Genomic DNA, 5,211 nt, shown 5'->3' on the forward strand with positions numbered 1-5,211 from the left:
CGGTCGAACGGAAAAGCGATGCGTACCGTGTGGCCGACGCGTCGGCCACGTCCTGCGCCTCCTGTCGCGCGGCTGCCGCTGCCAGTTCGGCCTGCAGCCGGGCCGCATCGCCGGCGGCAATCGCCGCGGCGAGGCCCTCCTCGCGGGGAAGGTCGATGTCGATGACGTATTGCCGCTTCGAGTTGGCATAGAAGCGCGGCACGATGCCGTCCGCAAGCTTGAACGAGACGCGCGAGCCGGCCGCACTGACGCGGTTGTCGACGGCACGCAATTGCTGGGGCATGGCGGCCTTGAGCTCGGACACGTCGACCGGCACCGGCCAGTCGAACTCGACGTAGCCGCCGCCCTCGTTGAGGCTGAACCGGGCTTCTGTATCGATGCTCCAGTCGAACTGCAGCCTGAGGAAAGTCGGATTGTGCCCGACCCTGAGCGTAGACGCGGGGTTGAGCAGCCTTGCCTGCTCCGCCTTGCGCCGCTGCTCGGCGAGGACCGAGGCCCGCTTGGCGCGCTCGGCGAGTTCGGTCACCACTTCGGGAGGCAGGCCGGGCGGCAGCCCCTGCCAGGTCGGCGGCAGCAGGTCGATATACAGGCGCTCGCCCGCTTCCATGCTGTTGAGGATGAACTTGCCGCGCAGCCCGAAACGGATGCCCCGGCCATCCGGGTCGACCTTGGCGGCGGCAACGTGTTCGGGCAGGCTGACCGGGAGGTCGGGCAGCGCAGCTGCGATCGGCTCCTCGAACTCGAGGATGATGACGTTGTTCTCCTGCCTCAGCTTGTAGGGCGGCAGGTCGAGGCGCTCCGGAAAGGACAGCACCATCCGCGCGAACCCGTCCTGCCTCGTGGCGGCGAGCTGGGCTGCATCGGCCGCGGCGGCGACAGCCGGCAACAACAGCAGCAGCGCCAGCGCTCCGGCACGCACCAGGACTGCAACCGCCCGTTGCCAATAGGCCGGAGACACATTCATCGTCGGCTTCTGCTGACTGTTACCGCATTCTGGCCAGCAACATAGCGGCGGTGTGTTTAACGGCTCATGAACCCGGCCCGCCCAATTGCCGGAACCGGCTGCGCCGCCGCCGCTACTGCCCGACGATCTGCGGCAGGGCGGCCAGGTCCTGCTCGGCGGAGCCGGCACCCGCGCCGCCGTTGTCCGACGCCATGCTGGCCGTGAGCTGCTTGGCCTTCTCGGGGCGCATGCGTGCCATGATGAGAGCCATCTTGCGCGGCGTCACGGCGCTCGCCACGCGCAGCAGCACCGGCATCTCCAGTTCGTCGAAGATGGCGGCGGCCTCCTTCGGCTTCATCGTCTCGTACATGGCGACGATCGCATTGAACTGGCTGTCGTCGCTGGCCTTCTTGGCCTCGACGAGGGCGTTGACGCGCGCCTCGAGGGCCTCGAGGGCGGTCGTGCGCTCCGCGATCCGCTTCTCGGCGGCCTCCACCAGCGCCAGGCGCATCTCGATTTCGGCCTCCCGGGCCTCCAGCTCCACCCGGCGCTCCCCCAGCCGCTCGATCACGGCCCCCTGGCTGTCGACAGCGGTGCCGGCGAGCGGCACGACGTTGCCATTGCCGTCCAGCCGAGTCGGCAAGGCGTCGCCTCCGGCAGCCAGGCCGGGCGCGCAATCGCCGGCGGCGCGCGCGGGTTCCGTTCCTGCCGCACCGTGTCCGGCCGCGACCGTGGCATCGCCGGGCGGGCATGGCGCCGACGCGCCCGGTACGACGCTATCGGGCCCCGCGGCAGCGCTGCCGCTGCCATGCGCGCTTTCGACTTCGGGAGCAATCTTCGCGCCTTCGGCATCCTTGCCCGGCAGCGGCACGGTGGGGGCGGTATCCTGCAGTGTCGGGCTCGGATCAGCGGCGAGCGTCTCCCGGGGCATTTCGGCCACGGCGTCGCCCTCGCCACCGCCGCCCGCGGCGGCCACCAGCGTCGTCCCGGTCAGCATGTAGCCACCAGTGGTGACCAGCCCCAGCCCCTTGAACACCAGCAGGGCTGCGGCGGACAGGATGACGACAGGGAGCAGCCTGACCGGTCTCACGCAGCCCGACCCCTCGTGCGCGGACGCATCGCCAGCTGTTGCAGCGCGGACTGCACCTTGTTGGGTTCGACCAGCCGGTCGTCCTCGGGCGCAGGGCCCCGCGCCGCCTTCGTGATCCGGGCGATCTTGTCCATGAGCTGCTGGCCGGCCGTCACGTGGTTGGCCAGTTCGATGCCGAACTTCTCCGCCTCCTCCAGGCGCCCGTTGAGGACCGTGTCCGCCTCGAGGGCCGCGGTCTTGAGCTCGTGCACCGCCGCGTTGGCCAGCGCCGTCGCCTGGACCAGGTCCGCCACCATCTTGCGCAGCGTATCGCGGTCGGCGTGAAGGTTCTTCAGCCTCTGGTTCAATACGATGCAGTATCCGATTGTCGTGGCGAGCAGTATTGCCACTGCCGACTCGACAATAATGCCCAATGAAAGCCCAAACATCAGCGCCCCTCTGTGGTCTCGTCGATGGCTTCGAACGCAGCCATCGTTACCTTTGGCGGATTGAGCGGCCGCGCCACCCGCACCGAAACATTGTCTCCCATGTGCCCCATGATCGCGTCGGTGAGGTCGACCTCGCCGCAGCGCAGCCTGACCGGATCGGTCGGCGCCCGGTCGAACATCAGCGTGTCCCCGGGGCGCATGGCGAGTACACGACTGAGCGGCAGCTCGAACTCGTGCAGGATGGCTTCCAGTTCCACGTCGGCGGCGAAGATCTCGGTGGCGAGGTGGCCTTCCCAGATCGGGTCGCGGCCGAATTTCTCGCCCATGTACATCTGCAGCAGTTGCTCGCGGATGGGTTCGATCGTGGCGTAAGGCAAGAGGATCTCGATCTTGCCGCCGCGCTCGTCCATCTCGATCCGGAGTTCGATGAGGATGGCGGCATTGGCCGGCCGGGAGATGGCGGCGAAGCGCGGGTTCGTCTCCAGCCGCTCGATCTTGAAGGTGACGGGGGTGAGCGGCTCGAATGCCTTGTGCGTGTCTTCGAGGATGACCTCGATCATGCGGCGGGCGAGCGCCATCTCGATGGTGGTGTAGGGGCGTCCCTCCACACGAATGGTACCGCCGACGCGCCTCCCCCCGAGCAGCACGTCGATCATCGAGTAGATGAGGTTGCTGTCCACCGTCAGCAGCCCGAAATTGTCCCATTCCTCGGCCTTGATCACCGACAGGATGGCGGGCAGCGGAATCGAATTGAGATAGTCGCCGAAGCGTACCGAGGAGATCGACTCCATCGACACTTCGACGTTGTCGGAGGTGAAGTTGCGCAGCGACGTCGTCGCCAGCCGCACCAGCCGGTCGAAGACGATCTCGAGCATCGGCAGGCGCTCGTAGCTGACCAGCGCCGAGTTGATGAGGGCCTGCACCCCGGTGAGTTCGACATTGGCGCCCGCGTTCGGGTCGAAGCCGAGCAGGCTGTCGATCTCGTCCTGGTTCAGCACCCGGTCCGGCGCGCCGCTGCCGTCCTTGCCGTTGTCGGCGTCGAGCATGGCCGCCCATTCCGCCGAGATGGCGTCGTCGTTGGGCGCATCGGCCGCGGCGGCCGCAGCGCCCGCGCCGGCGCCCGCCAGGACCTCGTCCAGTCCCCAATCGTCAGAAAGCTTGTCCTGGTCGTTCGGACCGGCCATGTGCGGCTCCTATTGCACCAGGATTTCCTTGAACAATATGCTCTCAACCTGCGCCGGAAAGATCGCGACGTTGACGCGCCGGCGCAATTCCTCCTTCAGCCGGTAGATGCCGGCCGAGCCCTCGAGGTCGCTGCTGCGCAGTTCGCGTAGGTACACCTGGAAGGCGTCGATGACCTTGGCCAGCCGCGGCTGGATTTCCGCCATCATCGCCTCGTCGGCGACCTCGAGCGCGACGGTGAGCTTCATGAACTGCTCGCGCCCGCCGTCGCTGTTGAGGTTCACCGTCATCGTCGGCAGGTTGAAGATGAAGGTGTCGGGGATTTCGGCGAGGCGCAGCTCGGCCGCCAGGTCGCGCGGCGCGGAAAAGAACAGGAAATAGCTGCCGGCGCCCGCCGCCGCCAGCACCACCACCGCCGCCGCGGCGCCGATGACGAGCCGGCGTCGGCCGCCCTTGCCCTTGGCCGCATCCGCGCCGTCGTCGATTTCGGCCTCTGCCGCCATGCCCCCACAAGCCCTTGCGCGCCCGGCGATTCCGGTTGTCGTTCGAGCTAAGCGCCCGATGGTTAACGATTGGTTACGAACGGCAGAATCTGCCGGGCAGGATTTGCCGCCCTGCGCCGTTGCTGCCGCCGCGACCAGCCCGGAGAAACGCTACAGGTAGCTGTTTCTACAGCATTTTTCGCCTTGGCATGGTTTCTGCACTGTTAAGTCCGGGCCTGCCGGCTTGGGGAAGCGGCGCAGGTCCGGGGAACAACGGGGACTCTCGCGCCATGGAAAATGCGCAGCTCATCGGCCTGTCGCGGCAGATCGCCCTGCAGCGCCAGATGGACGTGGTGGCCAACAATTTGGCCAACATCAACACGACCGGCTTCAAGGCCGAGCAGATGCTGTTCGAGGAGTATCTGATGCCGGTCGCGGGCGACCGCGACTTCGCCTGGTCCGACCAGCAGCTCTCTTTCACCCAGGATTGGGGGACGCTGCACGATCTTTCGGGGGGCGACATCGTGCCCACCGGCAACCCGCTCGACATTGCCCTGCGCGGCGACGGCTTCCTCGCCGTCACGACGCCCGCCGGCGAGCGCTGGACCAGGGCGGGCGCCCTGCAGCTCGACGCCGGCGGCACCCTCGTCACCCTCGACGGCCATCCGGTGCTCGCCGAGAACGGGCCGCTAACCTTCGATCCCGGGGAAAACGAGATCGCGATCGCCGCGGACGGGACGGTTTCGACCGCCGCGGGCACCAAGGGACGCCTGCGCCTCGTCGAGTTCGCCAACCCCCAGGAGCTGGCGCGCGAAGGCAGCGGATTGTTTTCCGGCGGCACCCCCGTGGCGGCCGCGGCGACCACCGTGTCGCAGGGTTATGTCGAGCGCTCCAACGTTTCCGGCGTGCGCGAAATGACCGAAATGATCCGCGTCACGCGGTCCTACGAGAGCCTCGCCTCGCTGCTGACGCGGCAGGACGACATGCGCCGCAGCGCCATCCAGCGCCTCGGCGACGCGACGGCGTGAGGAGATAGCCCATGAAGGCCCTGTACATCGCTTCCACCGGCATGAGCGCGCAGGAGCG

At 67.8% G+C, this 5,211-nt stretch carries 5 protein-coding genes and 1 pseudogene; 1 reads left to right on the top strand and 5 read right to left on the bottom strand.

Annotation, left to right across the window (positions count from 1 at the left end; genetic code table 11):
• From VGD93_RS12555 to VGD93_RS12575, 5 genes and pseudogenes are all read right to left on the bottom strand, one after another.
• Window positions 1–964 (bottom strand): annotated as a pseudogene (locus tag VGD93_RS12555) (hypothetical protein); the annotation flags it as partial.
• A gap of 112 nt (window positions 965–1,076) precedes the next feature.
• Complete coding sequence (locus VGD93_RS12560) at window positions 1,077–2,033, bottom strand: MotE family protein (protein WP_395012525.1); 957 nt, start codon at window positions 2,031–2,033, stop codon at window positions 1,077–1,079.
• Window positions 2,030–2,380: a DUF6468 domain-containing protein gene (locus VGD93_RS12565; RefSeq protein WP_395012526.1), complete on the bottom strand. Its 351-nt coding sequence runs from the start codon at window positions 2,378–2,380 to the stop codon at window positions 2,030–2,032. The genes VGD93_RS12560 and VGD93_RS12565 overlap by 4 nt, the downstream gene beginning before the upstream one ends.
• A gap of 80 nt (window positions 2,381–2,460) precedes the next feature.
• On the bottom strand, window positions 2,461–3,645 hold the full coding sequence (gene fliM / locus VGD93_RS12570; protein ID WP_395012527.1) for a flagellar motor switch protein FliM: 1,185 nt from the start codon (window positions 3,643–3,645) through the stop codon (window positions 2,461–2,463).
• Between the two features lie 9 nt (window positions 3,646–3,654).
• Window positions 3,655–4,146, bottom strand: a complete 492-nt coding sequence (locus VGD93_RS12575) for a flagellar basal body-associated FliL family protein (protein WP_395012528.1) — start codon at window positions 4,144–4,146, stop codon at window positions 3,655–3,657.
• Window positions 4,147–4,415: 269 nt separating this feature from the next.
• Between VGD93_RS12575 and flgF the strand changes: the two genes are divergently transcribed.
• On the top strand, window positions 4,416–5,153 hold the full coding sequence (flgF, locus tag VGD93_RS12580; RefSeq protein WP_395012529.1) for a flagellar basal-body rod protein FlgF: 738 nt from the start codon (window positions 4,416–4,418) through the stop codon (window positions 5,151–5,153).
• Window positions 5,154–5,211 lie beyond the last annotated feature (58 nt).

The sequence above is a fragment of the Devosia sp. genome (genome assembly GCF_036406155.1).
Lineage (GTDB): Bacteria > Pseudomonadota > Alphaproteobacteria > Rhizobiales > Devosiaceae > Devosia_A.